24 protein-coding genes are annotated in these 25,657 nt (G+C 62.5%); 6 read left to right on the top strand and 18 right to left on the bottom strand.

Going from position 1 to position 25,657, the window contains the following annotated elements; all coding sequences use genetic code 11:
* Positions 1–2,017: cellulase family glycosylhydrolase (locus APH42_RS17675; RefSeq protein ID WP_060493890.1), on the top strand; the 2,017-nt coding region annotated here is incomplete at its 5' end.
* Positions 2,018–2,122: 105 nt separating this feature from the next.
* The gene (gene galE / locus APH42_RS17670) at positions 2,123–3,097 is read left to right on the top strand and encodes a UDP-glucose 4-epimerase GalE (RefSeq protein WP_012272363.1); all 975 of its coding nucleotides are present in this window, start codon (positions 2,123–2,125) and stop codon (positions 3,095–3,097) included.
* 132 nt (positions 3,098–3,229) lie between these two features.
* Here galE and APH42_RS17665 read toward each other — a convergent pair whose 3' ends face one another.
* The 9 genes from APH42_RS17665 to APH42_RS17630 form a co-directional block, all read right to left on the bottom strand.
* A complete protein-coding gene (locus APH42_RS17665; protein WP_012272364.1) occupies positions 3,230–4,036 on the bottom strand; it encodes a CpsD/CapB family tyrosine-protein kinase in 807 nt (268 codons plus the stop codon).
* Positions 4,037–4,047: 11 nt separating this feature from the next.
* Positions 4,048–5,610: a Wzz/FepE/Etk N-terminal domain-containing protein gene (locus tag APH42_RS17660; RefSeq protein ID WP_012272365.1), complete on the bottom strand. Its 1,563-nt coding sequence runs from the start codon at positions 5,608–5,610 to the stop codon at positions 4,048–4,050.
* 19 nt (positions 5,611–5,629) lie between these two features.
* Positions 5,630–6,745, bottom strand: a complete 1,116-nt coding sequence (locus tag APH42_RS17655) for a hypothetical protein (protein WP_012272366.1) — start codon at positions 6,743–6,745, stop codon at positions 5,630–5,632.
* 25 nt (positions 6,746–6,770) lie between these two features.
* Complete coding sequence (locus APH42_RS17650) at positions 6,771–7,328, bottom strand: polysaccharide biosynthesis/export family protein (RefSeq protein WP_012272367.1); 558 nt, start codon at positions 7,326–7,328, stop codon at positions 6,771–6,773.
* Positions 7,329–7,589: 261 nt separating this feature from the next.
* Positions 7,590–7,766 carry an EPS-associated small membrane protein EppA gene (gene eppA / locus APH42_RS30175; RefSeq protein ID WP_012272368.1) on the bottom strand — a complete coding sequence of 59 codons (177 nt, stop codon included), beginning with the start codon at positions 7,764–7,766 and terminating at the stop codon, positions 7,590–7,592.
* A gap of 251 nt (positions 7,767–8,017) precedes the next feature.
* Positions 8,018–8,560 (bottom strand): helix-turn-helix domain-containing protein, encoded by a 543-nt coding sequence (locus tag APH42_RS17645; RefSeq protein WP_012272369.1) that lies wholly within the window; start codon positions 8,558–8,560, stop codon positions 8,018–8,020.
* Between the two features lie 79 nt (positions 8,561–8,639).
* Complete coding sequence (locus APH42_RS17640) at positions 8,640–10,058, bottom strand: short-chain fatty acid transporter (protein ID WP_012272370.1); 1,419 nt, start codon at positions 10,056–10,058, stop codon at positions 8,640–8,642.
* A 152-nt stretch (positions 10,059–10,210) separates the two neighbouring features.
* On the bottom strand, positions 10,211–10,867 hold the full coding sequence (locus APH42_RS17635; protein WP_012272371.1) for a CoA transferase subunit B: 657 nt from the start codon (positions 10,865–10,867) through the stop codon (positions 10,211–10,213).
* Between the two features lie 34 nt (positions 10,868–10,901).
* Positions 10,902–11,600, bottom strand: a complete 699-nt coding sequence (locus APH42_RS17630; RefSeq protein ID WP_004374230.1) for a CoA transferase subunit A — start codon at positions 11,598–11,600, stop codon at positions 10,902–10,904.
* Positions 11,601–11,740: 140 nt separating this feature from the next.
* On the opposite strand from APH42_RS17630, the gene APH42_RS17625 reads away from it, so the two are divergent.
* Both APH42_RS17625 and APH42_RS17620 read left to right on the top strand, forming a co-directional pair.
* Positions 11,741–12,646, top strand: coding sequence for a LysR family transcriptional regulator (locus APH42_RS17625; protein WP_060493889.1), 906 nt, complete (start codon positions 11,741–11,743; stop codon positions 12,644–12,646).
* Complete coding sequence (locus APH42_RS17620; RefSeq protein ID WP_012272373.1) at positions 12,634–13,455, top strand: aldo/keto reductase; 822 nt, start codon at positions 12,634–12,636, stop codon at positions 13,453–13,455. Before APH42_RS17625 ends, APH42_RS17620 begins: the two co-directional genes overlap by 13 nt.
* Before the next feature lie 58 nt (positions 13,456–13,513).
* Here APH42_RS17620 and APH42_RS17615 read toward each other — a convergent pair whose 3' ends face one another.
* From APH42_RS17615 to lexA, 4 genes are read right to left on the bottom strand one after another with little or no spacing between them, the layout of a single operon-like run.
* A complete protein-coding gene (locus APH42_RS17615) occupies positions 13,514–16,594 on the bottom strand; it encodes an error-prone DNA polymerase (protein ID WP_060493888.1) in 3,081 nt (1,026 codons plus the stop codon).
* Positions 16,591–18,009, bottom strand: a complete 1,419-nt coding sequence (locus tag APH42_RS17610; protein WP_060493887.1) for a DNA polymerase Y family protein — start codon at positions 18,007–18,009, stop codon at positions 16,591–16,593. The genes APH42_RS17615 and APH42_RS17610 overlap by 4 nt, the downstream gene beginning before the upstream one ends.
* A 6-nt stretch (positions 18,010–18,015) precedes the next feature.
* Complete coding sequence (gene imuA / locus APH42_RS17605) at positions 18,016–18,636, bottom strand: translesion DNA synthesis-associated protein ImuA (RefSeq protein WP_012272376.1); 621 nt, start codon at positions 18,634–18,636, stop codon at positions 18,016–18,018.
* A complete protein-coding gene (gene lexA, locus APH42_RS17600; protein ID WP_012272377.1) occupies positions 18,636–19,253 on the bottom strand; it encodes a transcriptional repressor LexA in 618 nt (205 codons plus the stop codon). The genes imuA and lexA overlap by 1 nt, the downstream gene beginning before the upstream one ends.
* 92 nt (positions 19,254–19,345) lie before the next feature.
* Here lexA and APH42_RS17595 point away from each other — a divergent pair, with 92 nt between their 5' ends.
* Positions 19,346–20,002 carry an HAD family phosphatase gene (locus tag APH42_RS17595; RefSeq protein WP_012272378.1) on the top strand — a complete coding sequence of 219 codons (657 nt, stop codon included), beginning with the start codon at positions 19,346–19,348 and terminating at the stop codon, positions 20,000–20,002.
* 15 nt (positions 20,003–20,017) lie between these two features.
* Complete coding sequence (locus tag APH42_RS17590) at positions 20,018–20,929, top strand: LysR substrate-binding domain-containing protein (RefSeq protein WP_012272379.1); 912 nt, start codon at positions 20,018–20,020, stop codon at positions 20,927–20,929.
* A 36-nt stretch (positions 20,930–20,965) separates the two neighbouring features.
* Here APH42_RS17590 and APH42_RS17585 read toward each other — a convergent pair whose 3' ends face one another.
* The 5 genes from APH42_RS17585 to APH42_RS17565 all read right to left on the bottom strand — a co-directional run bounded on the left by APH42_RS17585 (position 20,966) and on the right by APH42_RS17565 (position 25,548).
* Positions 20,966–21,175: a hypothetical protein gene (locus APH42_RS17585; RefSeq protein ID WP_370739302.1), complete on the bottom strand. Its 210-nt coding sequence runs from the start codon at positions 21,173–21,175 to the stop codon at positions 20,966–20,968.
* A 123-nt stretch (positions 21,176–21,298) separates the two neighbouring features.
* Positions 21,299–22,648, bottom strand: coding sequence for an aromatic acid/H+ symport family MFS transporter (locus APH42_RS17580; protein WP_060493885.1), 1,350 nt, complete (start codon positions 22,646–22,648; stop codon positions 21,299–21,301).
* Positions 22,649–22,682: 34 nt separating this feature from the next.
* Positions 22,683–23,006 carry an NIPSNAP family protein gene (locus tag APH42_RS17575; protein ID WP_012272382.1) on the bottom strand — a complete coding sequence of 108 codons (324 nt, stop codon included), beginning with the start codon at positions 23,004–23,006 and terminating at the stop codon, positions 22,683–22,685.
* Positions 23,006–24,724 (bottom strand): FAD-dependent oxidoreductase, encoded by a 1,719-nt coding sequence (locus APH42_RS17570; RefSeq protein WP_060493884.1) that lies wholly within the window; start codon positions 24,722–24,724, stop codon positions 23,006–23,008. Before APH42_RS17570 ends, APH42_RS17575 begins: the two co-directional genes overlap by 1 nt.
* A complete protein-coding gene (locus APH42_RS17565; RefSeq protein WP_060493883.1) occupies positions 24,721–25,548 on the bottom strand; it encodes an SDR family NAD(P)-dependent oxidoreductase in 828 nt (275 codons plus the stop codon). The genes APH42_RS17570 and APH42_RS17565 overlap by 4 nt, the downstream gene beginning before the upstream one ends.
* Positions 25,549–25,657: the final 109 nt, after the last annotated feature.

The raw sequence follows: 25,657 nt of genomic DNA, 5'->3' as shown, positions 1-25,657 counted from the left end.
ACAGCTCAAGGCCGTGCTCAACGTGACCGGCGACATCGACCTGGGCCCCACCCCCAACGAGCGCTTCGGGCTGGCCGACCCTGCCAGCTGGCCCGATGACCAACTGGATTGGCGCACCTCACCGGTGGACCTGGCATTCCTCAACGCCGCAGAAAAGCCCGCCGGCAAGCGCGGCTTCGTCAAGGCGGTCGGTGACCAGTTGATGTTCGCCGACAACACCCCGGTGCGCTTCTGGGGCACCAACTTGTCTGCCTACTCGCTGTTCAAAAGCCCGGACGAAGAAATCCGCCAACAGGCCAAGCGCCTGTCGGCCCTGGGTTTCAACCTGGTGCGCCTGCATCACCACGACTCGCCCTGGGTCAGCCCCAACGTGTTCGGCGACGGCACCCTGGTGCGCGATACCCAGCAGCTCAGCGCCGAATCGTTACGCAAACTAGACCTGTGGATCAAAGCGCTCAAGGACGAAGGCATCTACATCTGGTTGGACATGCATGTGCAGCGTGCATTTACCGCCAACGACAACATTGAAGACTTCAAGGAGTTGCCCGAGAAGGAAGGTCGCGTTGACCTGAAGGGTTACGCCTACGTGAACGACAGTATCCAGAAAGCGATGAAGCGCTTTGCCGAGCAGTACATGACCCATGTGAACGAGTACACTGGGCTGGCGTACAAGGACGACCCGGCCATCGCCGCCGTGCTGATCACCAACGAGAACGACCTCACCCAGCACTACGGCAACGCCCTGTTGCCAGACAAGGATGTACCACGCCACAGCGAACGCTACATGTCGGCCGCCAAGGCCTTCGCCAGGCAACATGACCTGCCCGCCGACCTCACCTGGCGTGCCTGGGAGCATGGCCCGTCCAAGCTGTTTCTCAATGACCTGGAGCAGCGCTTCAATGCCGACATGATCGCCCACTTGCGCGGCCTCGGTGTAAAAGTACCGATCGCGACCACCAGCACCTGGGGCGGCAACGGTTTGAGCGCGTTGCCGGCGCTTACCGCAGGGGATGTCATCGATGCCCATAGCTACGGTGCCAATGGCCAGCTGGAGAAGAACCCACTGACCAGCGACGGCATGATCGACTGGATAGGCGCCGCCCAAGTGGTCGGCAAACCACTTACTGTCACCGAGTGGAACGCTGAACCCTTCCCGCTGCCCGACCGTCACTCACTGCCGCTATACGTGGCCGGTACCGCCAGCCATCAGGGCTGGGACGCGATGATGCAATACGCCTACAGCCAACAGGGGTTCAACCCCGGCTGGCGCACCGCGGACAACTGGCACGCCTACAACGACCCGGCGATGATCGCCACGCTACCCGCCGCCGCCCTGCTCTACCGCCGTGCGGACGTCAAGCCAGCCACCACTCGCTACGTGTTCGCACCAACACCTGCCACCCTCTACGATCAGGAAATCACTCCACGCAATTCAGTGCTGTTGCGCACGGCCATGGAAAAGGGCCAGTTGCAGATCGCGCTGCCACAAACACCGGAACTGCCTTGGCTGAAGCCTGCGGCTATCCCGGCAGGCGCACAGGTACTGCAGGACCCAGGGCAATCGCTGCTGCCCGCCGATGCCACCGAGTCGGTAACCGACACTGGCGAGCTCAAACGCAACTGGCAACAAGGCCTCTACACCATCGACACGCCGTTGACCCAGGCCGCCACCGGCTGGCTGGGCGGCCGCTCGATCAGCCTGGGGGCCATTGAGGTTAATTCGAAAACACCTTATGCCAGCGTCGTGGTGCAGAGCCTGGACGGTAAACCCTTGGGCCAGTCGCGTGAGCTGCTGCTTTCTCTGGGCACCCGTGCCATGCCCAAGGCCGATGACAAGACACCCTTCAATGTCGAACCCCTTGAAGGCAGCCTGACCCTCAAAGCGCCCGCTGGCCTGAAACTGTTCGCCCGCGATGCGCAGGCACAACTGAAGCCACTGCCGGCGGCGTACAAGGATGGGCAATACACCCTTACCTTCGACGGTCACTACATGTCCAACTGGCTGTTCTTGAAATAGAGCATATGGCCATCTACGCTCAGGTCACCTGTCGCTGATCATCCCACCTGCACGTTTCAGGGAGGGTTCGCTGCGTCTGTAAACAGCAGTTTCCAGGAGGTAGGGATGAAATTTCTGGTGGTGGGTGGCGCGGGTTACATTGGCTCGCACATGGTCAAGCACCTGCTTGCTGTGGGCCACGAAGTGGTGGTGGCAGACCTGGTCTGGCCTGGCCCGGGCATCCAGTGGGCCAAGCTCGACATTGCCGACGAGGCCGCACTGGATGTGCTGTTTGGCGTCTGTCGCTTCGATGCGGTGTTCCATTTTGCCTCGTTCATTCAAGTGGGCGAGTCGGTCAGCGCGCCCGGCAAGTACTACCAGAACAACGTCGCAGCCACCCTTGCCCTGCTGCAGGCCATGGTGAATGCCGGCATCAAGCACCTGGTGTTTTCTTCGAGTGCCGCCGTTTATGGCAACCCACAGTACGTGCCGATCGATGAAGCGCACACCAAGGGGCCGATCAACCCTTATGGGCTGAGTAAATGGATGGTCGAGCAGATTCTTGAGGACTTCGACCGTGCCTATGGCTTGAAGTCGGTTTGCCTGCGCTATTTCAATGCCGCAGGCGCTGACCCCGAAGGGCAGCTGGGGGAACGTCACGACCCGGAAACCCACCTGATTCCATTGATCTTGCAGGCGGCATCTGGCCGGCGGGAGGCGGTGACCGTGTTTGGCCGCGACTACGATACGCCGGATGGCACCTGCATACGTGACTACGTGCATGTTGCAGACCTGGCCGCGGCCCATGCGCTGGCAGTGGACTATTTGCTGGCAGGTGGCGAGCGTACCGCGTTCAACCTGGGCAACGGCTTGGGCTTTTCGGTGCAGCAGGTGATCGATACGGCGCGGACGGTGACCGGGCGGCAGATCAATGCCCTCGATGCGCCGCGCCGCGCTGGCGACCCGCCACGGCTGGTGGCTGATGCGAGCAAGGCGATACAGGTACTGGGCTGGCGGCCAGAGTTTGCCTCGCTGGAGCAAATTGTGCGGCATGCCTGGCAGTGGGAGTTGCAGTATCCCTGGACTGTGCAGCAGGGCTGAGGATCTTGGGGGCGCTTTGCGCCCCATCGCGACACAAGGCCGCTCCCACAGGTGCAGCGCAAATGGTCGATTTTTGCGCTGCACCTGTGGGAGCGGCCTTGTGTCGCGATGGGCTGCAAAGCAGCCCGACAATCAGTAATAGGTCCGCGGTTGCTCGTCCGCCTTGTTCAACACCGTCCCAATCAGGTTCACCGTGGCCAGGTGATGCAGGCAATCCTCGATTTCCTTTTTGTTGTTCATCCCGTTGGCCACCACCAGCAACACACAATCGAACTTGGGTATCACGGTGATCGCATCGTCCGAGCTGAGCAGCGGTGGCAAATCGAAAATGCAAATACGCGACTCGTAGCGGTTGCGCAAATCGCTGATCAGGTTGTTCACTTTGGGCGACGACAGCATCTCGGTGGACAGCGGGACTGGCACCCGCGTTGGCAGCACCACAAAGCGCGGCAAGGTCGGGTTGACCAGGCATTCCTGCAACTCGGCCTTGTCCGTCAGGAACTCGTTCAGCGCTTGCTCCATGGGCAGGCCCAGGGTGCTGCCAACCTTGGGCCGGCGCAGGTCGAAGTCCACCAGCAACGCCGTCTTGGTGGTGTGGTGGGCAATACTCATGGCCAGGTTGATCGCCAGCACCGTCTTGCCCGCTTCAGGCGTTGGCGAGGTGATCGCCAGCGTGCGCCAGCCGTTTTCCTCCATGGCCCTGAGCACCTGCGTGCGCAGCAGGTCGATCGGCCCGTTCATGTTGGAGTTCTTGTTGTACGCCACGATGCGGTGGCGCTCCAGGTGGTCCGCACGCAGGGGCACCACCTTGGTATTCACGTAGTCGAACTGCCCCGGCACTTCTGCCAGCGCCGTACCGGGGGCGGGAGACAGTGCCTGGGGTGTGCCTGGGGTAACCTGATGAAGATTATTGCCAACAGCCGGCTTGGTCCTGTCCATCACTGCTTTCCCTATACAAACCGAGACATGACTTTGAACAACAGCACATCCAGTGGCATGTAGAACATGTGCACCAACACTACCATGATAGCCGCCAACGCCAGTGCCGCCAGGATCAGCCGGTTGCGCCAGCGCTTGCGCCTGGCCACGTCGGCCCTGGTATCGATATAGGGCACCGCAACCAAAACCCGTTTACCCAGCAGGTTTTCCAGGGCGCCAACACCGCGCACGCGCTGATTGAGCATTTCCATCAGCATCACCAGCGCACCGCCGCCAGCAGGTGCCAGCACCAGGCCAAGCGCCGCGATTTTCTTGCGGTTTGGCTTGATCGGCTTCTCAGGCAGCAGAGGGGGCTCCAGTAGCACGAAGCGTTCGGCCTTGTTTTCCTGCTCGAGGCTTTCGGTAATCTTCGCGCCCATTTCCTTGGCGCGGATTTCTTCATACTTTTTACGTGCGTTGTCGTGGTCACGCATCAAGGTCACCAACCCGCGCTCGACCTGCGGTGCTTCGAGGATCTCAGCTTCGTAGCCTTCCATCTTCTTGGTCAGCTCACGCTTCTGCTCGGACAGTGAGGCAATCCGCTCCTGGGCAGCGCTCATCTTGGCGCGCACACGGGCCACGTCGAGGCTGACCGTGGACGCTGCCGCCGTACGATCGCCACTGGCTTCGAGCGCCTGGATCTTGCGTTTGATCGCCACCACATCCGGGTGGGCGTCCTTGTAGCGGGTCAGCAGCCGGGCATACTCGGCCTTCAGGCTTGGCAGGTCCTGGGGTTGGTCGGCAGAGGCTGGCCTGGTGCCCTCAGTCGTTTTGGTCGCCAGGCCGGCATTGGCCGCGGACAGTTCCAGCTCCAGGTAGCGCAGCTCTTCCTGGGCAGCCTTGTAGTCACGGTCGACTTCGCGGAACTCCAGCTCCGAACGCGACAGCATGTTCATGCGCAGGGTCTGGTGCTCGGGCAACGCATTGGCATGAGCCTGCTTGAAATCGGCCAGCTGGTTTTCCAGGCTGGCCAGTTCGGCGCCCAGTTTGTTGGCTTCCTGGGTAAGAAACTCGGTGGTTTCGTTGGCCCGCTCGGTGCGCTGCTTGAGGTTTTCGTTGAGGAACAGCGTCACCAACTCGTCGGCGACTTCCTTGGCCACTTGCGCTTGCTTGTGCTCGAACGACACATTGAACGCCACGGTCGCTTCACCACGGCCACGGACAAAGGTGGTGAGGGTTTCGACCACGATGGCGTTGCGCATCTGGTCGATCTTGTCGCTTTCACTGAGGCGCTTGTCGGCGAACAAGTCGTACTTGCCGATGATGCGCAGCAGGTTTTCACGGGTCATCACCCGCTGGCGGATCACCTCGATGCGCTCATCGGCAAAGCTGGTGTTGTTGGTCGACACCAGCTCGGGCGAAATCTGCTGCGACTCCACCAGAATGGTGCCGGTCGATTGGTAGATCGGCGGCACCATCAAGGCGACGGCGACGGTCGCGACAAGAATGACTGCGGCACTCACCCCTAGCACCAGGGCTCTGTCCTTGATAATGGCGATGTAATCTCTGAGGGAGAGCTCGTAGTCAGACTTCATGGGGCCACCTGCCTGCGGTTCAGATGTCGGGGTACCTGTACGTCAACGTCAAACCAACGATCGTTGCGGTCGCATCCGGTACATGGTCCTGTTGCCGTTCCTTGTACATCAGTGACAGGCGCAGGTCCCAGTAAGGCGAAAACTGGCGGCTGGCCCATACGCTGTAAGTCTGCAGCGTGTTGGGCGACTGCCCTTTGCTGTCTTGCCAGGCCGCGTCGGCGCCCACCCGAGTCAGTTCGGCCACCGCGTAGCTCCATACACCACGCACCTGGTCCAGCTCGGCGAAACCGCCTTCGGCGCTGGCCACCGTGCTGCGTTCGGCGGTAAAGCTGGCATCGGCACGCGGGCCGGTGTACAGCAACGCAACCCCACCCTCCCCACGCCGGCCGCCGTCGTCACCAGACACCTGGTTGACGCCAATGTGGGCATCGGCGCTCAAACCTTCGGCAAGCTGGTACTTGACGCCGACTGCAGGGGTGTAGCTGTTGGAGGCGGTCGCGGTAAGGTCCTGCTCAGGCTCATAGCGTCGTGCGCCAAAGCGGGTGTACACATCGGCCCGCTCGCTCCAGGCGTAAGTCCAGGTAAATACGTTCGCCAGCTCCTCGTAGCCCGTCAGCGTACTGATGTCATAACGGGCACGGTTGTAAGTGGTTTCGTTGCTCAAGGTGCTGCGTTCAGTTACCGCCTGGCTCCAGTTGCCCGTCAGGGTGTAGAGCTTTTGCGTACCGTCGGTGGTGATCACCCCGGTGTCCAGCACTGTCCCCGACAGCGTCGAGCTTTCGTTGTAGCGCGCCACCAGGCCGAACCGCCCACGCTCGGTGGTGCGCTGCCAGCCCAGGCTGATATCGGGATCTTCACGGTCATCGACTATATCCGTGTCGGACGAGCGCAACACATGCATGCCCAGCCCCAACCTCAATTCGTCACGGTCGAACGTACCGATCAGGGTGTAATCAGGCGCAATGATCGTGCGCGTTATGCCCTTCTCCCCCGAGGTCAGCAACAAAGGGTTGCTGTCATATTCGACGGATGTCGGTACCGCCACCGTAGACTGCCAATTTGCCGCCAGGACCGCGTCCGTAAACGGCAAGGCCAAGATTGCCGTTGCAATGCTAGTTGTTCTAAGAAGAGGCATTAAATGTTCTTATTAAAAGGCAAGATCAAGGAACGACCAGCGTATCGCCAGCCTGAAGTTGGATGTTGGTGGACATGTCCCGCCCAGACACCAGGTCCTTATATCGCACGGGCAGGATCTTTTGGGAAGCGCCTGCGCCACGGACCACCTTGATTTCGCTTTCGTCAGCAAACTTGTCCAGGCCACCCGACATGCTCAAAGCTTGAAGCACCGCCGTAGGGCCTGCCATTTGCACCGGCCCAGGCTTGATCACTTTGCCTTGTACGTAGACCATGTTGCCGGCGATGCTCTTGACGACAACGCTGACGTTAGGGTCGGGAAGGAACTTTTCGAGTTTGGCAGCCACCTGTTTTTCGACTGCCGTCACATCCAGGCCGGCGACATTGATGCGCCCGGCCAGGGGGAAGGTGATACTGCCATCGGGAAGAACGGTGGCTTCTTGACGCAGGCTGTCTTCCTGCCACACCGAAACCATCACCACATCGCCGGGGCTGAGCAGATAGGCAGCACTGCTCTGGTCGGCGTTACCGGCGCCAGACCACACCGTCAGCAGGCAGAACGCGGCAAACATTGAACGCACCATGAGGGTCCCTCCGGCCAAATGGCCCGACAAAGAGCACTGAATGAGAACAACACACCAACTCTCGCTCCGCTTCGCGACGTACCGCTGCCGCGATGGCCTCGACCTTCCTGGAGGCCCTTGCCTTGACGCTGTAGACGTGGGCTGCAACACCCTGCAGACATGGGCCTATACAGGCTACTGGGAATATAGCAACGGTTGAAGAATTCACAAGCCAGGTCTTGCGCTTGCGGCATGCATCCCTTCACATGCCAGGCATGCGGTTCAGATCTTTCTGCGGTTGGCAACGGCTACAAAGCCGATGACGGCAAAGGCAAAGAACCAGCCGGCAGTTGAAACAGGAATGATACTGTTCTGATTTATATACGAATCTGCCGCGCGCGCAGCGCCACTCAGCATTACCAGCAAAAACATCGATTTGATAATCAGAGTCGTGCGCATACACCCCTCCAGAAAACAGGAAAAATCAAATAGTTATTAGCGCGGTGTGGCGGGAGTTGTTTCTTTGTTGACTTGAGCTTATGGGCACAATGACATTACGTCAATGATCCGACACCATAATAAAATTCAATGGGCGATGGGGGCTTTCGTCAAAATATCGACATGCAATTTATGCAAGGGCGCGCTATCAGGGCGGAGGCTGCGTTTCACGGCTGAGAACGCATAGGGGGCATGCCCTGCCCCCAGAGGTTTCACTCGTCTGCGTGGTGAACCACGACCAGCAACTGCGCCGGCGTGACACCTACCGAGCGTAGCCGGTGCGGCGTCTGGGCGTTGAAATGAAGGGCATCGCCCTGTTCCAGCAGCACCCGTTCGTTCATGAAGTCCACTTCCACCTGGCCAGCATGCACGAACAGGAACTCCTCGCCCTGGTGTTCCTTGAACGTGGGGTCACTGAATTCGGAGGGTGGCTGGATCAGGAACGGCAGCAGGCTGCGTTGGCCGACCTGGCTGGTGAGGGCCGCGTATCCCGGCCCTTGCCCATCGCCTACCAACGCCTGGCGCTGGCCATGGCGCACCAGGCTGTAGCGGCTCTGCCCAGCCTGTTCTTCGGCGAACAGCTCTTCGACATTGACGTTCAGCGCCCGTGCCAGTTTCAGCGCCGCCGCGATCGAGGGCGTGTTGAGGCCGCGCTCGACCTTGGACAGGTAGCTTTTGGTCATGCCGGTCTTTTCGGCGAGCATTTCCAGGGTCATCCCCAGTTTCTTACGCAGCAGTTTCAATCGAATAGACATGTAACGCGTGTTTCCCAGGCTGAGGCAGCCATGATACGCGTCTGAAAGCTGACGCCAAGCCTGCAGGGATGGCCTTCAATCAAGGCATCACTGGCGGTACGTACTGCAACGTCGTACCCAGTGCCCACAGCAACACCAGCACCAACGGCACATGCACCAGCAACTGCACGAACGAGAAGCCGATCAGGTCGCGCGCCTTGAGCCCCAGTACGCCCAGCAGCGGCAGCATGTAGAACGGGTTGATCAGGTTCGGCAAAGCTTCGGCAGCGTTGTAGATCTGCACCGCCCAGCCCAGGTGGTACTGCAGGTCATTCGCCACCAGCATCACGTAGGGGGCCTCGATGATCCACTTGCCACCGCCCGAGGGGATGAAGAAGCCCAGCACCGCCGAATACACCCCCATCAGCACGGCATAGGTGTCATGGGTGGCAATCTGGGTGAAGAACAACGAAATATGGTGGGCCAGGGTCTGTTCGTCGACACCCTTCACCTGGGTGAGGATGGCGGCGATCGAACCGTACAGCGGGAACTGGATCAGCACCCCCGTGGTGGTCGGCACGGCACGCGCCACCGCGTCAAGGAAACTGCGCGGGCGCCAGTGCAGCAAGGCACCGAGCATGATGAACAACAGGTTGTAGGTGTTCAGCCCGGAGATAGCGGTAATCGCCGGCTTGGTGGCGAACTCCTGGTACAGCCAGCCAGCGGCCAGGGCCACCAGCAGCAGAATCAGGATGGGGCTGTGCTCCAGCCACTCACCTGGGCGGGTACGTTGCGGTGCGGGCGGCGCCGTGAAGGTGGGGTCGACACCACAGTCTTCAGCGCTGCGTGCACTGTTCGGGCCCGGGGCGGTGGCGTAGGCGATCACCAGCGAGACCACCACCAGCGCCGCCAACATCACGCCGGACTGCCAGAGGAAAATGGTTTCGGTGAACGGGATCACCCCAGTAATCGACAGGATCGAGGGTGGCAGGCTGGCCGGGTTGGCTTGTAGCTGCGCCGCCGACGATGACAGGCCCAGCGCCCACACCGCGCCCAAGCCCAGGTAGGCAGCCGCACCGGCGGCGCGGTAGTCCATTTTCAGGTCGGTGCGCCGCGCCAGGGCGCGTACCAGCAAACCACCGAACACCAGCGACAGGCCCCAGTTGAGCAAGGAGGCCAGCATCGATATCAGCGCTACCCAGCACACGGCCGAGCGACCGTTGCCGGGGATGCGCGCCAGGCGATCGATCAGACGCGCGGCGGGCGGCGAACTGGCAACCACATAGCCACCAATGACCACGAAGGCCATCTGCATGGTGAACGGGATCAAGCTCCAGAAACCGTCGCCAAACGCTTTGGCGGTGTCGGTCGGCTTGGCCCCCATGGCCAGTGCGCCAATGCACACCAGCAGCACCGCCAAGGCGGCGAACACCCAGGAATCGGGGAACCAGCGTTCGGCCCAGTTGGAGCAGCGCAAGGCAAAGCGCGCGGAACGGCTGTCTTGAATTTCAGCGGCCACAGTTGAATTCCTTTTATTGGTTTTATGAGGTGACACGTGTTGCCAGAAAACACAAAACCCTGTGGGAACGGCCATGCCCGCGAATGCATCGGTAAATTCACCGCAGCATTCGCGGGCACGCCCGCTCCCACAGGGTAGGATCGTGTAATGCCTTAGAAGGTCATTTCCTTCACATCATCCGGCACGATCAGCTTGCCGGCGGTTTTCTCGATGATTTCCTCGACGCTCACCCCCGGCGCAGTCTCGCGCAGGATGAACGCGCCGTCTTCGATTTCCAGGTAGGCCAGGTCGGTAAGCACCTTGCGGATGCAACCGGCACCGGTCAGCGGCAAGCTGCACTGGGGCAATAGCTTGGACTCGCCATCCTTGGAGGCGTGGGTCATGGTGACGATGATGTTGTCGGCGCCAGCCACCAGGTCCATGGCGCCACCCATGCCCTTGACCAGCTTGCCCGGGATCATCCACGAGGCGATGTTGCCCTGCACGTCCACCTCGAAAGCACCCAGCACGGTCAGGTCGACGTGGCCACCACGGATCATGGCGAACGATTGTGCCGAATCGAAGATCGAGGCACCGCGGCGGGCGGTGACGGTTTGCTTGCCGGCATTGATCATGTCGGCATCGATAGTGCTTTCGGTCGGGAATTCGCCCATGCCGAGCAGGCCGTTTTCCGACTGCAGCATCACATCCATATCGGCCGGTACATAGTTGGCCACCAGGGTCGGAATGCCGATGCCCAGGTTGACGTAGTAGCCGTCCTTCAGTTCACGGGCGACGCGTTGTGCCATCTGTTCGCGGGTCAGTGCCATGGTCAGGATCTCTTTGTTGTTCTGGTGATGGCGCTCAGGCCTTGACGGTGCGCTTTTCGATACGCTTTTCGAAGGTGCCGACGATGACACGGTCCACGTAGATGCCCGGGGTGTGGATTTCGCTGGGCAGCAGCACGCCCGGCTCGACGATTTCTTCCACTTCGACCACGGTGATCTTGCCGGCGGTGGCCGCCAGCGGGTTGAAGTTTTGCGCGGTGTTGCGGTACACCACGTTACCGTAGTGGTCGGCCTTCCAGCCCTTGACGATGGCAAAGTCACCGGTGATGGATTCTTCGAGGATGTACTTGCGGCCCTTGAACTCGCGCACTTCCTTGCCGTCGGCTACCGGTGTGCCGTAGCCGGTGGCAGTGTAGAACGCCGGGATGCCGGCCCCTCCCGCGCGCATTTTTTCGGCGAGGGTGCCCTGCGGGGTCAGTTCCACTTCCAGTTCGCCGCTGAGCAGCTGGCGCTCGAACTCGGCGTTTTCGCCCACGTAGGAGGCGATCATCTTGCGGATCTGCCGGTCTTCCAGCAGCACACCCAGGCCGAAGCCGTCGACGCCGCAGTTGTTGGAGACCACCGTCAGGCCCTTGACGCCACGCCGCTTGATTTCGCTGATAAGGTTTTCCGGGATGCCGCACAGGCCAAAGCCACCGGCCAGTACCGTCATGTTGTCGGTCAGGCCTTCGAGGGCCTGTTCATAGGTTGCAACGCGCTTGTCCAGTCCGGCCATGCTGATCCGCCTTTTGTAGTTGTTGAACCGACGAGGCTGTCGGTGAGCGTGTGCAGACATCTTCACCGCAAGCGACTGATTTGTTAATTTTGTTTTCGTCATCGATTGATAACTTTTACAAAACAAACAATAGGCCCGACATGAACGTCAAGCAACTGCGCGCCTTTGTCGCCGTGGCCAAGTACCAGAGCTTCGCCCAGGCCGGTGAACACCTGCATGTTTCGCAACCGGCCTTGAGCCTGACCATCAAGGCCCTGGAAGAAAACCTTGGCGGCGCCCTGCTCAGCCGCACCACGCGCAGCGTCAGCCTGACCGCCGAAGGCGAAGTGCTACTGCCACTGGCACGGCGCCTGCTGGCCGACTGGGACGACACCGAAGAGATGCTGCGCCAGCGCTTCACCCTGCAACTGGGCCGCGTGTCGGTGGCGGCCATGCCGGCCTTCGCCGGCAATTTGCTGCCCCATTCGCTCAAGGTGTTTCGCCAACGCTACCCCAAGGTCAACGTCACCGTGCATGACGTGATCAACGAACAGGTACAGGAACTGGTTCGCCATCGCCGCGTCGAGCTGGGCATCGGCTTCGAGCCGGATAACATCGATAGCCTGGACTTTCACCCGTTGTACATGGACCGCTTCGTTGCAGTGCTGCCCGCCGACTCACCCTTGGCACTGCTGCCCCAGGTCAGCTGGGCACAGCTGATGGCCGAAGATTTCGTGGCCCTGCAACGCCCTTCGGCGGTGCGCCTGCTGATGGAGCAGAATGTGGCGGCCCAACACGGCAAGCTGGCAGTGGCCTTCGAGAGCCACCAGCTGACAACCATTGGCCGCATGGTCGCCAGCGGCCTGGGGGTCAGTGCCGTGCCGGCGCTGTGCATCAACCAGATGCAGGAGCTGGGCGCCCGTTGCGTGACCTTGGTCGAGCCTGTCGTCGAACGGCGCATTGGCGTGATTGCGCTCAGCGAGCACCAGCTTTCCACCGCAGCGCAAGCGCTGCTTGAAGTTCTGCTTTCCAATACCCGCATCCCGGAGGTGACATGCGTTATGTGAAACTGGCAGGTACGCAGGTCCCGGCCATCGGCCAGGGCACTTGGTACATGGGGGAAGACCCTGCGCGCAAGGCTGACGAAGTGGCGGCCCTGCAACAGGGTATCGAGCTGGGCCTGAACCTGATCGACACCGCCGAGATGTATGCCGAAGGGGGGGCGGAAGAAGTCGTTGGCCAGGCCATTGCCGGGCGCCGCGAGCAGGTGTTTCTGGTCAGCAAGGTCTACCCGCACAATGCCGGCCGCCGCAACATGTCGGCCGCCTGCGAACGTAGCCTCACGCGCCTGGGCACCGACTGCATCGATCTTTACCTGTTGCACTGGCGAGGCCAGCACCCGCTGGAGGAAACCGTCGAAGCCTTCGAACGCTTGCGCGAGCAAGGCAAGATCAAGCGCTGGGGCGTGTCCAACTTCGACGTCGATGACCTGCGCGAACTGCACAACCCTGACTGTGCCACCAACCAGGTGCTGTACAACCCGGCCCAACGTGGCATCGAATTCGACTTGCTGCCGTGGTGCGAAAAGCGTGCATTACCGACCATGGCCTACTGCCCGCTGGCCCAAGGCGGGCGCTTGTTGCAACACCCGGTACTGGCAGAAATCGCCGAGCGCCATGGCGCCACACCGGCCCAGGTTAGCCTGGCCTGGGTGACCCGTGATGACGGGGTGGTTGCCATCCCCAAGGCGGTGACGCCCGAGCATGTGCGGCTGAATGCGGCTGCGGGTGCGCTGACCTTGACCCGCGAAGACCTGCGAGCGATTGATCGGGCGTTCCCGGCACCCACGCGCAAGCAGCGGTTAGCGATGGTCTGAGTGGTAGCACTGCTAATTGTATGAGCGGCCTTGGGCCGCTCATACAATTAGCGTACGGTTAATGAAAATCCCGGCTACGCACATCCAGCCCTTGCAACAGCGGGCTCACATCCTCCAGCCGCCGTGCAATCAAGTGCCGCACACCATTCTCCTGCTCCAGCCGCCCACTGACCTTGAGCAGCTGAGACCCCACCAAGGCCCGCCGCTGCCGTTCGGCAATGTCCCGCCACACCACCACGTTGACCATCCCGTGCTCATCCTCCAGGGTAACGAAGGTCACTCCACTCGCGGTCTGGGGCCGTTGGCGGCCTACTACCAGCCCGGCCACGGCAATGGTGTCGCCATGCTCGACACCTTGCAGCTCACTCGAGCTACGACACCCCAGCGCCCTCAGGCGTGAGCGCAGCAGGGCCAGTGGATGCGGGCCAAGCGTAGTACCGAGGGTTTGATAATCGGCTACCAGGTCCTCGTCCACGGTAGGTGCAGGCAAAGCCACCGCCACTTCCGGCAAGGCTTGCACGTCGGCGAACAACGGCAGCTGCGGCTGCACCGCTGCCACCTGCCAGCGTGCCTGATGCCGATCGCTGGCCAAGGCCCGCAGCGCTCCGGCATCGGCCAGGCGGGCTCGGGCCCGTGAGTCGAGCCCGGCACGCAGGCACAGGTCTTCGATGTCGCGCCATGGCCGTTGCGCCCTTGCCTGCTGCAAACGCCTGGCATCGGCTTCGGCCAGGCCACGCACAAGGCGCAAGCCCATGCGAATGGCCAACGTGCCATGCTCATCAGGCTCGAGGGTACAGTCCCATTCACTGTGGCAAACGTCTACGGGCCGCACCTCGATACCCTGGCGGCGAGCCTCCTGCAGCAACTGGTCAGGGCTGTAGAAGCCCATCGGCCAGCTGTTGACCAACGCACACGTGAAGATCGCCGGCTCATGGCACTTCAACCAACTGCTGGCGTAGCACAGCAGGGCAAAACTGGCCGCATGCGATTCAGGGAAGCCATAGCTGCCAAAGCCCTTGATTTGCTCGAAGATGCGCTCGGCAAACGCCAGCTCGTAACCGTTGCGCAGCATGCCCTGTACCAGCCGCTCGCGGTGCGGTTCCAGGCCCCCATGGCGCTTCCAGGCCGCCATGCTGCGGCGCAACTGGTCAGCCTCGCCCGGCGTATAGTCGGCTGCGACCATGGCCAGTTCCATCACCTGCTCCTGGAATAGCGGTACACCCAACGTACGTTCGAAGACTGCCTTGAGTTGCGCGGACGGGTACGTCACCGGCTCCTGTTTCAGGCGCCGGCGCAGGTACGGATGAACCATGTCGCCCTGGATCGGACCGGGGCGGACGATGGCCACTTCGATGACCAGATCGTAGAACGTGGTGGGCCGCAGCCTGGGCAACATGGCCATTTGCGCGCGTGACTCGATCTGGAACACACCCATGGTCTCGGCGCGGCTGATCATGGCGTAGGTGGCTGGGTCTTCGCTGGGGATGGTCGCCAGGGTCAGCTGCCGGCCACGGTGGCGCTGCAGCAGGTCGAAGCAACGGCGCAAGGCACTGAGCATGCCCAGCGCCAGCACGTCGACCTTGAGCAAGCCGACCATGTCCAGGTCGTCCTTGTCCCACTGGATCACCGTACGCTGCGCCATGGCCGCATTCTCCACTGGCACCAACTGGTCGAGCGGTTGCTGGGAGATGACGAAGCCACCTGGGTGTTGCGACAGGTGCCGGGGGAAGCCGATCAGTTCACCAGCAAGTACCAGCACCCGCCGCAGCGAAGGGCTGCCGGCCTCAAAACCGGCCTCGGCCAGGCGCTGCTCATCGGGTATACGGTCGCTCCAGCGGCCACAGCACTTGGCCAATGCATCCACCTGGTCGGCAGGCAGCCCCAGCACCCTCGCCACATCCCGCACAGCTCCGGCGGCATGATAGGTGTTGACCACCGCCGTCAGTGCTGCACGGTGCCGGCCATAGCGGCGGAACACGTACTGGATCACTTCTTCGCGTCGGTCATGCTCGAAATCCACATCGATATCGGGCGGCTCGTTGCGTTCGCGAGACAGAAATCGCTCGAACAGCAGGTGATGCTCCATAGGGTCGAGTTCGGTGATGCCCAGCACGAAACACACTACCGAGTTGGCTGCCGAGCCACGGCCCTGGCACAGAATGCGCTGGCTGCGGGCGAAAGCGACAATGTCGTGCACGGTCAAGAAATAGCTTTCGTAACCAAGCTCTTCGATCAACGCCAGTTCCTTGGCCAGCACATCGCGCACCTTTTCACTTGGCCCGTTTGGCCAGCGCAACGGCAAGCCCTGCTCGCACAGATCACGCAACCAGCTGGCCGGGGTGTGGCCCTCGGGCACCAGTTCGCACGGGTACTGGTATTTCAATTCGCTGAGGTCGAATTGACAGCGCTGGGCAATGGTCAAGGTCTCTGCCAGCAAGTTGGCCGGGTACAGTTCCCCCAGTTGCGCTTGGCTGCGCAGGTGCCGCTCGCCGTTGGCAAACAGAAAGCGCCCGGCCTCGTTTACCTGGCAATGCTGGCGGATGGCAGTCATGCAGTCCTGCAAGGCACGGCGGCCTCGCACATGCATATGTACGTCGCCACAGGCCACGGCGCGCACGCCCACATCAGCCGCCAGTGCCTGCAGGCGCTGCAGGCGCATGGCATCGTCACAGCCCCGGTGCAGGTGCACGGCCAGCCACAGACGCTCGGCGAATACACTGCGCAGCCATTCACCGGTGGCTTTATCAACACTGTCGTCGGCCACCCACAAGGCCAGCAGGCCTTGATGGTGCTGCTGCAGGTCGTCACGAAACAACTGGTACTCACCCTTCTCTGTCCGCCGCCGGGCACGGGTGATCAGTGCGCACAGGTTCTGGTAGCCGGTCAGGTTCTCGACCAACAGCACCAGCTTGGGCCCGTCGTGCAACTGCACCTCGCTGCCGACGATGAGCCGCAGCTGATGCGCCTTGGCGGCCTGCCAGGCGCGCACGATACCGGCCAACGTGCATTCGTCAGTAATCGCCAAGGCCTGGTAGCCTTGTTCGCGCGCGCGCCGGAACAGCTCATCGGCACTCGACGCACCGCGCTGGAAGCTGAAGTTGGACAGGCAATGCAGCTCGGCATAACCCGGCGTGTTCATGCGAACCAACCCTGCAACCACAGTGGGCCGGCCTGGCTCAAGTCGCGGTAGGCCCAGCCGCGCAGGCCGTCACGGGTTTCGATATGGTAGTAATCGCGTCGCACATCGCCGCCATCCCACCAGCCGGATTCGATGCGTTCAGCGTAACCCTGCACCTGATAGCCGGCGCCATCCAGCGCCATCGGTGCCGGCAGCAGCCAGCCTGGGCGACTGCCTGGGGCAACCGGCATGTGGCCTTGAGCGCCCTGCTCTGCCAGTTGCCAGGCGCATTCGGGGCGGTGATCGGCTGCCGCGCTTAGCCCCTTGACGGCCTCATCCCCCAGGCGCGCGCGCAGCCGCTCACGCAATTGCTCCCAGGGTTGCGCCTGTTGCGCCCGAGGGTCGAACAACGCCTGATGCTGTGGCACGAACGGTGGCAAGTCTTCGGCCACCAGCCGCAGGTTGCGCACCGGTGCGGGTATGCGTAGCGGCTCCAGGCGGCCACGGGCCAATTCGAACAACATCGACGCATCGCGTTCGGCCGCCAGCAGGCCAACCTTGAGCACCGTGTCTGGCCCCTCGGCATGCTCCAGATACAGGCAAAAGCGCTGCACCCCGCAGTCGCGCCCGGCCAGAAAGGCAGCAAGGTCGTTGAGCATGCGCCGCAGTGGGAACAACAGCGCCTGGTGCGATTCGACGTCGAAGTTCAGTTCGAGACGGGTTTCAAAGCGGTCCGGTGGCCGATAGAAGTCCAGCCCCAGGTTGCGCAGGCCTAGCAGTTGGTCGAGGTGCAACTGCACCTGGGCAGAAAAGCGTCTGGCCAACGTGTCGCGCGGCAAGGCCACTACCTGGCCCAGCTGGCGCAGGCCCATGCGGGCAAAAGCTTCGGCGGCTTCTGCCGGCAAGCCGACACGTGTGATGGGCATGCTCAACAGCGCTGCACGGGTGGCCTCGGCATCGCTCACGGCCAAGCCATCGTGCCCATTGGCAAGCATGCGAGCCGCCACCGGGTTGCTAGCCAGAACGATGCGTTGGCGCAGGCCCAGTTCTGCCAACTCCTGGCGCAGGCGCGCCTCGAACAAAGGCCAGGGGCCGAACAGTTGCAGGCTGGAGCCTACTTCCAGCAACAGCGCCCGAGGGTAATGCAGGCTGACCTGGGCACTGAAGCGGTAAGCCCAGGCTGCCAGCAGTTGCTGCACCTGGTCGATGCGTTTTGGGTCGACTTCGACGCAGGTGAAGCCATCCGCCAGGGCACGCGCTGCAGTCAGGGGTTGCCCGGCTCGCAGGCCCAGTGCAGCGGCGGCCATGTTGACCGACTGCAACACACGTCGCTGAGTCGGCCCGCCAATGAGTACCAAGGGGGTATCAAGGTCGTCACGCTCACGCAGCACGGTATCCAGCGCAAGCTGGGGGAGCAGAATGCAAGCCCAGAGCATGGCGCATCAGCCCCGCCCTGGGCAGGCAATGGGCAGCGCTGGAGGCATGCCACCACGGCTTTTCAGCACGCGCCATTGTGCCGGCCGAGTGTCGACGGCAATGCGCAGTGCTGCCGGTGAAGGGTTGTGCGCCGCCTGCTGCGGCCTGCAGGCGAATGCCAACGCCTGACCGGTTTCGGCGGCCACCTGCAAGCGCCGCAGGGCGCGGTCATCGGCGCGCTCCGGCCAGCACAGCACCGCCGCACAACTGCCCGAGCGCAGGCACTGCTCGGCGGCCCACAGGGCATCGGCAGGTTCGGCGTCCACTTGTACCAGCCAGCGCAGGTCCACACCAGCTGCCTGCCAGGCCGGTGCGTAAGGAATGAAGGGCGGTGCCACCAGCACTACGCGGTTGGCATCTGCACTCAGCCGGGCCAGGGTTGGCCACAGCAAGTGCAACTCGCCACAGCCGGGGCTGGCCAGCAACAGCTCGCTCAGTGCTGCCGCCGGCCAGCCGCCTTCGGGCAAGCGTGCGTCGAGGGCCGCATGGCCGGTTGGCTGCAACCCGAGTGGCCGCGCCTCGGCCTGCCGACCGCGCCAGATACGGCGCTGGTCGAGCAGCCTGTCGAGGTCGACCACCGCGCCCATCAGTCGCGCCTCAGCAGGCCGCAGAATACGCCTTCGATGAAGAATTCCTGTTCTGGCTGCACATCGATGGGCGCATAGGCCGGGTTACGGGGCAACAGCCGGTAATTGCCACCCTGGCGTTGCAGGCGCTTGATGGTCACTTCGCCGTCCAGGCGCGCCACCACGATCTGCCCGTCACGGGCGTCGGCCTGTTGCAGGATGCCGACCAGGTCACCGTCGAAGATGCCGTCGTCGATCATCGAGTCGCCACGCACTTTAAGCAGGTAGTCAGGGGTGCGGCGGAACATGCTGGGGTCGAGCAGCAACTGTTCGTGGATATCGAGGTCCGGGCCTATGGGGGCGCCTGCCGCTACCTGGCCCAGCACCGGGATTTCGAGAATCTCCGGCCGGCGCAACGGTTCGGCCAGGCGAATGCCCCGCGCCTGGTTAGGCGTGACATCGATGTAACCGGCTTGGCACAGGGCGGTAATGTGCTTGCGGGCGACGCTGCGCGAAGCAAAACCGAAGCGCGTGGCGATATCGGCCAGGCTTGGCGGCTGGCTGTGCTCGGCAATGCGCTCGCGGATGAATTCGAAAATGGCGCGGCGCTTGGGGGTAAGATTGTCCATGGAGCACATTTGTACTCTTTTCGTGGCGCGCTGACCAGCCCCCTTTGTCGCCCACTTTGGTTATGATCCCTTGGCTTGTGTTTTTTTGATCTGGATATCCCATGCTGACCGCCCTGCTGTTCGACCTCGACGGAACCCTTACCGACACCGACACCCTGCACCTGCAGGCCTTTCGCCAACTGCTGCGTGAGCACGACGGCCGTGAGCTGAGCCAGGCGCAGTTCGATGCTCAGGTCAGTGGCCGCGCCAATGGTGAACTGTTCGCCGAGCTGTTCAACGGCGCCAGTGTCGAACAGTGCCAGGCGTTGGCCGACCGCAAGGAGGCATTGTTCCGCGACCTGTCGCCGTCACTTGAACCCATGCCAGGCCTGCTGCGCCTGTTGGAGCACGCCCAGGCCCATGCCATCGGCATGTGTGTGGTGACCAACGCACCGCGACTGAACGCCGAGCACATGCTGAACGCCATGGGCCTTGGCCAGCGCTTTGAACATGTGTTGGTGGCCGAGGAACTGGCGCGGCCCAAGCCAGACCCGCTGCCTTACCTCACCGGGCTGCAGCAGCTGGGTGCCGAGGCCAGGCAGGCGCTGGCTTTCGAGGACTCATTGCCGGGGGTGACCGCTGCCAGTGGCGCGGGGATCTTTACCGTGGGCGTGGCAACGACGCAGACCGCTGAACGTTTGCTGGCGGCGGGTGCACAGCTGGTGATAGATGACTTCAACGACCCTGCACTGTGGGCCCTGATCGAGTCCATGCAGTAAGCATCTGGGGCCCCCATGCTGATCGACGAAGAACTGACCCTTAAAAAGCTGGAAACCTTCCTCGCCTTCATGCGCACCGGCAACCTCGGCCGCGCCGCCGCCGAGCTGTCGACCAGCGCAGTCAGCGTGCACCGCGCCATCCACTCGTTGGAAAGCGCACTGCGCTGCCCGTTGTTCAAGCACGAAGGCCGCCAGCTGATCCCGCTGGAAAGCGCCTACGTGCTGGAAAAGAAAGCCCGGCAACTGATTCAGGACGCCGAGCAGATGGTGCGTCAAACCCGCGAAGCAGCCGGCTTTTACGCCGAGCGCTTCCGCTTGGGCGCACTCTACTCGCTGACCGTGAAAACCGTGCCAAAGCTGGTCATGGGCCTCAAGCTGCGCCGCAGCGAACTGAACATCGACCTGACCCTGGGCTCCAACGTCGATCTGCTGCAGCGCCTGAAGAACCACGAACTGGAGGCCATCCTCGTCTCCCTCGACGAGAGCGCCAGCGACCCGGCCTGCGAGCAACTGCCGCTGTTCTCCGACGACATTTTCCTTGCCGTACCTACTGATTCGCCCTTCGCCGGGCAGGCCGAGGTAGACCTGGCCGACCTCGCCGACTCCACTTTCATTACCCTGACCCAGGGCTTCGCCACACACCGCGATGGCGCCCGGGTGTTCCAGCAGGCCGGGTTCGAGCCGAAGGTGGCCATGCAGGTGAACGATATCTTCACCCTGCTGAGCATGGTCAGTTCAGGCGTGGGCTTCGCCCTGCTGCCTGGGCGCATCGCGGCGGTGTACGAGAACCGCGTCAGGTTGATTGCCTTGAAGCCGCAATATCGCTTGCAGCAACATATTGGCGTGGTGTTTTTGAAAGCACGGGAGCGCGAGCCAAACTTGCTAGCACTGCTGGCAGAATGCCGAATGTATAGCCGGGATAACTGAACCTGCGCCAGCAACGGCCGGTGCAGATTCATGGGCTCAAAGGTCGTAACGCTCGGTATTGAAGTTGACCAGCCAATAATTGTCGCTGCGACGCTCATCGGTGACCTGCCCGGCGTCATCAGACTCATACTCGGATGGCGACGTGCTCTGGTAGTTGCCAGACTGGTTGTACACACCGGGCGTGCGCGCAAACACAACTACCAGGTTGTGGTCTTCCTTCTCACGCAGTTGCTCGTCGGTGATCACGACCACGCTCGACTGGGTCTACTCCAGGGGCGGTTGATCTTTTCCCGGTCACTTTGCCGTATGCCTGCACGTTCCTCCCTGCAGGCGGAGCGGAGTCTGGAGTAAAGGAATGGGAAGTAAATACTACTGGTAATACGTCGCATTTGTGACAGATGAAGCCCTGCTCACATGCCACCCTTGCAGCAATACGGCCAAAGCCGCCAACCCGGCAGGGACCAGTAATGATGCAAACACTTGTGCAAAACTCCAGCCCAACGCCAGCATCTGAGCCCCGGCGAAGGCGCTGAGCACGGCGCCGATGCGCCCAATGCCGCTCATCCAGCTGGCCCCGGTCGCCCGCGCTTGCGTAGGGTAAAAGGCCGCCGCCAATGCATTCATGCCAACACTCGCGCCGTTCAGCCCAAAGCCCACAGCGCAGGCTATGGCGCACAGCCAGGCGAAATCCCCCACCACTTGGCCAATCGTGAAGATAACCGCGCCACTGAACAGAAACGTCAGCATCAACACCCGCTGCGGATTGCAACGGTCCATGGCCCAACCCACTGAAATCGCCCCCACCGGGCCGCCTATCTGGAAACAGGCCGTGACAATGGCCGCTTCCGAGACCGAAAAACCACCGCCCTCCTTCACCAGCGTCGGCAGCCAGCCGCTGAACAGATAGACCAGAAACAGCGCCAACACATAGCCCGCCCAGAGCATGCAGGTACCAAAGCGATAGCGCGGTGAGAGGATGGTGCCGATGGCTCCACCTGCAGCCGGGGCGTTGCCGGGCATGACAAAGGTGGTGTCGGCGTTGACATGCTCAGGTGCCAAGCGGCGGACAATGGCCATAACGCGCTTGCGCTCTGCACCTTTGCTGACCAGGAACGTTACCGATTCCGGCAGGCGCCAATACAGCAGCGGCAGGACCAGCAGCGGCAACACCCCACCCAGCACCAGAACACTGCGCCACCCCAGGTTGGGGATCATCCAGGCGCTGACGAACCCACCCATCGCCGCCCCCAGGGAGAACCCGCAGAACGCCAGGGTAATCAGCAGTGAGCGGCTGCGTGCTGGGGCGTATTCACTGACCAAGGTGCTGGCATTGGGCATGGCCGCCCCCAGGCCCAGGCCCGTGAGAAAGCGCAGCGCAACCAAGGTTTCCAAGTTGGGTGAAAAGGCCGAGGCCAAGGTCCAGATGCCGAACAGCAGCACGCTGTACAGCAGCACCGCCTTGCGCCCGTAGCGGTCCGCCAGGGGCCCGGCAATCAGCGCGCCAAGCGCCAGGCCGATCAGCGCGGCGCTCAAAACCGGGCCCAGGCTTTGCGCACCCAGGTGCCAATCGCTTTTCAGTTGTGGGGCAATGAAGCCGATGATGGCGACGTCCAGGCCGTCCAGCGCAATGATGAGAAAGCCGAGGAACACCACCCATTTCTGGTAGCGGCCGATGGGTTGCTGGTCGATCAGTTGGCGCACGTCGAGCGTGTTGTTCATGGGTATCACCTGTTGTTGTTTTTATGACGGTGTTTCAGCCCAGGCTGGGCAAGCGCACAGGCCTTATGATCCGTGTCTCCTGCGCTACCACAAGGTCGCGGGTGGCATGCAGATAGGCAGCAAAGTCCGGGTCGGCATCCCGCGCCGCGCTGCGCTTTTCAAAATCATCGAGGCTGTCATAGCCCCACAAGTGCACCACCTGGTTCAACGGGCCGATGCTGCTGGTGTAGAACGCCAGGGGTGCGCCGAGGTGGCGCAGCAGGATCGGCATCGCCAACTGGTCGAAGGCTTCGAGAAAGGCCGCCATGCAACGCGGGCGAATGGTGTAGATGCGGTGGTCGACTACAGGCTTGTCCATCACGCCACCTCCCGCGCTTTACCCGCAGCCGCCAGGCCCTGCTCGACACCCGCCAGATGGCGCCCGGTGATGTAGCCAAAGGTCATGATCGGCCCCAGGGTGATGCCGGCACCGGGGTAGTTGCCGCCCATGATGCTGGCTCGGTCGTTACCCACCGCGTACAGGCCGTCGATGGCCTGCCCATCGGCCGCCAATACTTCACCGACCACGCTGGTGCGTAGCCCGTCGAAGGTGCCCAGGTCGCCCATGATCACCTTCACGGCAAAGTACGGCCCTTCGCCCACCGGCGCCACGCACGGGTTGGGCTGTTGCTGCGGGTCGGCCAGGTAGCGGTTGAAGCTGGTGCTGCCGCGACCGAACTGGCGGTCTTCGCCCTGCACCGCGCCAAGGTTGTATTCGCGCACGGTCTGCTGCAGCCCTTGCGCGTCGATACCGGCCTTGCCCGCCAGCTCGGCCAGGGTCTTGCCCTTGAGCAGGTAACCATTACGCAACAAGGGCCCCAACGGCATCGGTGCAGGCTTGGCAAAGCCCAGGCCATACTTGGCCAGGGTGCGGCGGTCGCACACCAGCCACATGGCGGTTTCTGCCTGACCGGCGCAGGCTTCGATCAATGCTGCGCCCACGTCATGGTAAGAATTCGACTCGTTGGTGAAACGCTGCCCCGAACGCAGCACACCGATCACACCTGGCTTGTAGCGGTCGAGCAAATGCGGAAAGGCAATGTGCCGCCCGCCAGCCACTGGCACCTTCGATACCGGCATCCAGGCGGCGGCTGCCTGCTGGCGGATATCGACCTTGGCCCCCAACGCCTCGGCCATACGCGCACCGTCACCGGTATTGCCCGCCGGCACCGGCGAAAAGTGCTCGCCGCCACGCCGCACATGCGGGTAGGCCTGGCGCAGCCGTTGCAAATCATGGGAGAAACCGCCACAAGCCAGTACCACCCCACGCCGGGCCTGAATGCGCTGCTCGCTGTCAGCCTGCCCGACCAATGCCCCTGTCACTCGACCCTCTTCATGCAGCAGTTGCCGCGCCGGTGTACCTGTGAGAATCGGGATGCCCAGGTCCAGTGCCGAGCGTACCAGCCGCGCTGCCAGGGCATTGCCGCTGGTGACCTGGGTGCCACGTCGGTACAGGGCAAGCTCCTTCAAATGGGTTATCAGGCGCTTGGCCACATACACGAACGAAGTCAGCGAGCGGGTGACATTGAAGAAATGCTTGAGGTCGGCATTCGACGAATTGAACATCATGCCAATGAACGTGATGGTCTTCAGCGGCGGGCGCAGGCGCGCCATGTCGGGCCCCAGGCCACGAATGTCGTAAGGAGCGGCCAGTATCGAGCGGCCCACATCGACACCGCCCTCCACCTGTGGGTGGTAATCGGGGTACAGCGTGGGCACGAACTTGACCGCCGTTTCGCGCTCGAAAAACGCCACCATCTGCGGCGCGTAGCGCAAGAAGGCTTCCACCCCCGCCGCATCGAAACAGGCACCGGCTTCGTTGCGCAGGTAGGTCATGGCCGCTGCATGGCTGTCCTCGGCCCCGTGCGGGTTGCCCGGCACCCACAACACGCCACCGGAAAACGCCGTGGTGCCACCAAAGCAGTCGTCCTTTTCAATGACGATGACATCCAGGCCAAGCTTTTTCGCCGTGATGGCTGTCGCCAGGCCGCCAGCCCCCGCACCGATCACCAGTACATCGCAGCTACGCGTATTCATTGGCCAGCCCCCTCGAAGCCCGGGCGCGGGATCAATGCCATAGGCATGCACTCCAGCCCGCCATCCACGGTCAGCTCGGCGCCGTTGATATAGTCGGCGCGGCGGCTGGCCAGAAACAGCACGGCCTCGGCGATATCCAGCGGCTCACCAATGCGACGGTTGGCGGTCATGGCGCTACGCTGGCGTTCCACCTGCGGGTCGGCATAGAACGCCGCCGACAAGGGCGTGCGGATCAAGCCCGGGCACACGGCGTTGCTGCGCACACCCCGCGGCCCCCACTCCACGGCAAGCTGCCGCGACAGCATGCTCACGCCAGCCTTGGCCGCGCTGTAGGCACCGCTGTTGGGTTGCGGGTAATGGGCGGCAATCGAGGCTACATGCACGATGCGGCCCTGGCCGCGAGCCAGCATCGAGCGGCCGAAGGCCTGGGCACACAACAGGTAGCCGCTGAGGTTGACCGCCAGCACCTGGTTCCATTGCTCCAGGCTCAGCGTGTCCAGCGCGCCGGGGCGCAGCACGCTGGCATTGTTGACCAGCACATCGCAGCGCCCATGCAGTGCCTGCACCTGGGCAGCCGCTTGCTCCACGCTGGCCGAGTCGGCAATGTCACAGGCCAGGGCGCTGACTTCGCCCGTGCTGTGCTCACCCAAGGTGGCCGCCAGTTCGCGGCATTTGTCCAGGTCGCGGTCCAGCAGCACCACGTGGGCCTGCTGCTCCACCAAGGCTGCGGCCAGCGCGGCACCAATGCCGCCGGCGGCGCCGGTTACCACGCATACGGCCGAGTCCAGGCCCAGCCACTGAGAGGCAATCTTATTGTTGTTCATGCTGTTCTCCAGAGTGTCGCTTGTTCTGGACAACAGCCTATGGCCGGCAGGCCCATCGGCAGAATGGACAAAACCTGCAACCAGCCCCACATTCCCGTCATTTTTTCCT

The sequence above is a fragment of the Pseudomonas sp. NBRC 111140 genome (assembly GCF_001320885.1).
GTDB lineage: Bacteria > Pseudomonadota > Gammaproteobacteria > Pseudomonadales > Pseudomonadaceae > Aquipseudomonas > Aquipseudomonas putida_P.
This window is presented reverse-complemented; position numbering and strand designations above follow the sequence as displayed.

What these genes read in the sequence shown, in the direction of transcription:
- galE (WP_012272363.1), top strand. Translation starts at nt 2,123, where the DNA reads ATGAAATTTCTGGTGGTGGGTGGCGCGGGTTACATTGGCTCGCACATG.
- APH42_RS17665 (WP_012272364.1), bottom strand. Translation starts at nt 4,036, where the DNA reads ATGGACAGGACCAAGCCGGCTGTTGGCAATAATCTTCATCAGGTTACC.
- APH42_RS17660 (WP_012272365.1), bottom strand. Translation starts at nt 5,610, where the DNA reads ATGAAGTCTGACTACGAGCTCTCCCTCAGAGATTACATCGCCATTATC.
- APH42_RS17655 (WP_012272366.1), bottom strand. Translation starts at nt 6,745, where the DNA reads ATGCCTCTTCTTAGAACAACTAGCATTGCAACGGCAATCTTGGCCTTG.
- APH42_RS17650 (WP_012272367.1), bottom strand. Translation starts at nt 7,328, where the DNA reads ATGGTGCGTTCAATGTTTGCCGCGTTCTGCCTGCTGACGGTGTGGTCT.
- eppA (WP_012272368.1), bottom strand. Translation starts at nt 7,766, where the DNA reads ATGCGCACGACTCTGATTATCAAATCGATGTTTTTGCTGGTAATGCTG.
- APH42_RS17645 (WP_012272369.1), bottom strand. Translation starts at nt 8,560, where the DNA reads ATGTCTATTCGATTGAAACTGCTGCGTAAGAAACTGGGGATGACCCTG.
- APH42_RS17635 (WP_012272371.1), bottom strand. Translation starts at nt 10,867, where the DNA reads ATGGCACTGACCCGCGAACAGATGGCACAACGCGTCGCCCGTGAACTG.
- APH42_RS17630 (WP_004374230.1), bottom strand. Translation starts at nt 11,600, where the DNA reads ATGGCCGGACTGGACAAGCGCGTTGCAACCTATGAACAGGCCCTCGAA.
- APH42_RS17625 (WP_060493889.1), top strand. Translation starts at nt 11,741, where the DNA reads ATGAACGTCAAGCAACTGCGCGCCTTTGTCGCCGTGGCCAAGTACCAG.
- APH42_RS17620 (WP_012272373.1), top strand. Translation starts at nt 12,634, where the DNA reads ATGCGTTATGTGAAACTGGCAGGTACGCAGGTCCCGGCCATCGGCCAG.
- APH42_RS17615 (WP_060493888.1), bottom strand. Translation starts at nt 16,594, where the DNA reads ATGAACACGCCGGGTTATGCCGAGCTGCATTGCCTGTCCAACTTCAGC.
- APH42_RS17610 (WP_060493887.1), bottom strand. Translation starts at nt 18,009, where the DNA reads ATGCTCTGGGCTTGCATTCTGCTCCCCCAGCTTGCGCTGGATACCGTG.
- imuA (WP_012272376.1), bottom strand. Translation starts at nt 18,636, where the DNA reads ATGGGCGCGGTGGTCGACCTCGACAGGCTGCTCGACCAGCGCCGTATC.
- lexA (WP_012272377.1), bottom strand. Translation starts at nt 19,253, where the DNA reads ATGTGCTCCATGGACAATCTTACCCCCAAGCGCCGCGCCATTTTCGAA.
- APH42_RS17595 (WP_012272378.1), top strand. Translation starts at nt 19,346, where the DNA reads ATGCTGACCGCCCTGCTGTTCGACCTCGACGGAACCCTTACCGACACC.
- APH42_RS17590 (WP_012272379.1), top strand. Translation starts at nt 20,018, where the DNA reads ATGCTGATCGACGAAGAACTGACCCTTAAAAAGCTGGAAACCTTCCTC.
- APH42_RS17580 (WP_060493885.1), bottom strand. Translation starts at nt 22,648, where the DNA reads ATGAACAACACGCTCGACGTGCGCCAACTGATCGACCAGCAACCCATC.
- APH42_RS17575 (WP_012272382.1), bottom strand. Translation starts at nt 23,006, where the DNA reads ATGGACAAGCCTGTAGTCGACCACCGCATCTACACCATTCGCCCGCGT.
- APH42_RS17570 (WP_060493884.1), bottom strand. Translation starts at nt 24,724, where the DNA reads ATGAATACGCGTAGCTGCGATGTACTGGTGATCGGTGCGGGGGCTGGC.
- APH42_RS17565 (WP_060493883.1), bottom strand. Translation starts at nt 25,548, where the DNA reads ATGAACAACAATAAGATTGCCTCTCAGTGGCTGGGCCTGGACTCGGCC.